The organism is Arcticibacter svalbardensis MN12-7 (assembly GCF_000403135.1).
Classification (GTDB): Bacteria; Bacteroidota; Bacteroidia; order Sphingobacteriales; family Sphingobacteriaceae; genus Arcticibacter; species Arcticibacter svalbardensis.
In genome coordinates, this window is record NZ_AQPN01000081.1 from 1 (window position 1) to 2,620 (window position 2,620).

The window sequence follows — 2,620 nt, forward strand, 5'->3', positions numbered from 1 at the left end:
GGATATTCTGGTCATGCTGACCCCAGTAATGCATCATACTGACCCCACTTGGGGATTTGGCCTGTCATAGCTGACGGCATGACAATTTTACCTTTTTTTTCTTAGACTTTCACCTTTTAGTTCAATTCGGTATGAAGTGTGCACCATACGATCTAAAAATGCATCCGCTAAAGTTGAATCTCCGAAGACATCCCACCACTTTTCCACGGGAAGCTGGCTTGCTATTATCGTTGCCTTTTTTGCATGCCTGTCCTCAATGATTTCCAGCATATCTATCCGTTGTTGCTGTTCAAGATGCGTCAGCCCGAAATCATCCAGGATAAGTAGGTCTGCTTTTGATATCTTTTCGAAGAACTTGAAAACACTTCCGTCGATCCTGCTCATCTTTGTCTTTAACAATAACTTCTGCACATTGAAGTAAGCCACCCTGTATCCCTGCGTACAAGCATGGTGTCCCAGAGCAGAAGCGAGAAACGATTTCCCTGTGCCCGTGGAACCGCAAATCAATATGGCCTCACCTTTGGGTATGTACTCACCGGTAGCAAAAACTGCGACAGTAGCCTTGTCAAGACCTCTCTTTGCATCCATCTTCAGTTCCTCAATTGAAGCCCTGTAACGGAAGTTTGCATTCAGCTGGAGCCTTTCAAACCGTTTTCCATCCCGATCATCAGACTCTGCCTGAAGAAGTACCTCCATTCCCTCTGTAAAGGTAAGCTCATGTAGTTTTCTTGTTTCTGCCAAAGCCAGCCAGCTCCGGTTCATACCATGCAGACGCAATTGCTTAAATTGTGTTTCAATGTTCATTTTATGAGTATTTAATTGTTGATTGTGAATAATATTCTTTGCCCCGGATATTCTGATGCTCGGGAAGTGACTTTTCTTGTTTTGCTGTATCCTGATGACCGACCATATTATTCCTTAAGATCCGTTCAACAAACATGTATGAAAAGTTACGGCATTCCATTGCCAGCTCACATGCGCTAGAAAATGCTTCAGAGGATGCGGTTTTCTGTAACCTTAACAAGCCGTCACAGGTCCGGTACAGCTGTTCAGGATGTCTGTTTTGTCCAAAGACCATCTGGAATAACAAGTGAAGTTCAGGAGATTTCTCCTTCGCCCGGGCAATATAATAATCGGGACTTCTGTCCAGATAATGCTGGTGATGGGAACTTAGATGCTCTTTTTGTGTGGAGTAGCCTGCCGGGTTCAGGTTCCTTATATGTACCGCGATCTGCTTACCTCTTGCATAGATCTTTACCATGCTCCTGGTGTAGATCACCTGGACCTTTAGCCCTACATATGCAAAGGGAACACTATAATAGTGTTTGTCCTTCCCAAGATAAATATGATTATTATGTGCCACTTTGGGCTCTGAATAGTACTTTACCTCAAAGCCTTCGCCCGGTAGTGGTTGGAGCAGGTGCTTTTCTGCGGCAAGAAACCTTTCTTCCCTGCAATAGGGCTTTTGTTGCATCCGTGTCTGATTATGTGCCTTTACCTTTTCTCTGATAGCCTGGTTAAGGGACTCAATATCGAAGAATTGGCGGTTTCTGAGCCGTGCATAAACGCGGTTATATACCAACTTAACCTGGTTCTCTACCAAGGCCTTATCTTTTGGCTTTCTCGACCTTGTGGGGATGACGGTAATGCCATAATGGTTGGCAAAATCCTCAAGTGCACGGTTGATCTCAGGCTCAAACCTGTTTGCCTTGATCACCGCGGACTTTAAGTTATCTGGTACCAATACCGCTGGAGACCCTCCAAGTTCCCTCAGGCAACATTCGAGCGCATATAGGAAATCATCTACCCTTTGGCTTCTAACAGCCATAACAAAGCAGTAATCAGAAAAAGGGAGCGATGCAACAAATATCTGGCAGCCGATTAACTCTCCGGTATCCCTATTGATATAATGCATCTGCTTACCAGCGAAGTCAACAAAGAGCTTATCTGCGGGAAGGTGCTCAAGGCGCATACCTGGACGCCTGGCAACCAATTGCTGGCGGAGATGGAAACAGAACTGGGGATAGCTGTAGGCGGGTTTACAACCTGCCTCGTACTCTTCGTAAAGAAGGAGCCGGGTCATGCCCACTGACTCCAGTTCTTTGGCATAGTAGGCTAGGTTTTCACGGAGATATTCGAACCGGGGATCCTTATAGGCAGGGCTGCCAACATGGAATTTGCCTTCTAAAAGAGGATCTTCCATGTCCATAAGTTCAGAAACCGGTATAGTACCTGCCCCTAGTTTGGAGATATAAGACTTCACTGTATTCTTGCTGATGCCTAGATTGCGGGCAATACTTTTGATGGAATCGCCTTGTTTATGAAGACGTAATAATTGTTTGATCTGACTCATTGCTTTCGGTTTTCCGGCCATCAAGTATGCTGATTAAGTGAAATATTATTCACCTAAATAAGCCAAATCAAATTAAAGAGGGGGTCAACATGCTCCATTAGACACTGTTTAATGCAGATCCAGAGGGGTCAATATGCTCCATTACAAAATCTTTAATACCTTGGGTGGGGTCAGTATCCGCCGGAATGTCAGTAAAAGCTATAAAAAATCTTTACTGTAAACCGGAATTGGAAACCATAACTGGGGGGTCAACATGCACCAGAATAT

2 protein-coding genes are annotated in these 2,620 nt (G+C 44.6%); both read right to left on the reverse strand.

Going from position 1 to position 2,620, the window contains the following annotated elements; genetic code table 11:
• Positions 1 to 87 precede the first annotated feature (87 nt).
• A complete protein-coding gene (gene istB / locus ADIARSV_RS10650; RefSeq protein ID WP_016195517.1) occupies positions 88 to 804 on the reverse strand; it encodes an IS21-like element helper ATPase IstB in 717 nt (238 codons plus the stop codon).
• 1 nt (position 805) lies between these two features.
• Complete coding sequence (gene istA / locus ADIARSV_RS10655) at positions 806 to 2,374, reverse strand: IS21 family transposase (RefSeq protein ID WP_016195518.1); 1,569 nt, start codon at positions 2,372 to 2,374, stop codon at positions 806 to 808.
• Positions 2,375 to 2,620: the final 246 nt, after the last annotated feature.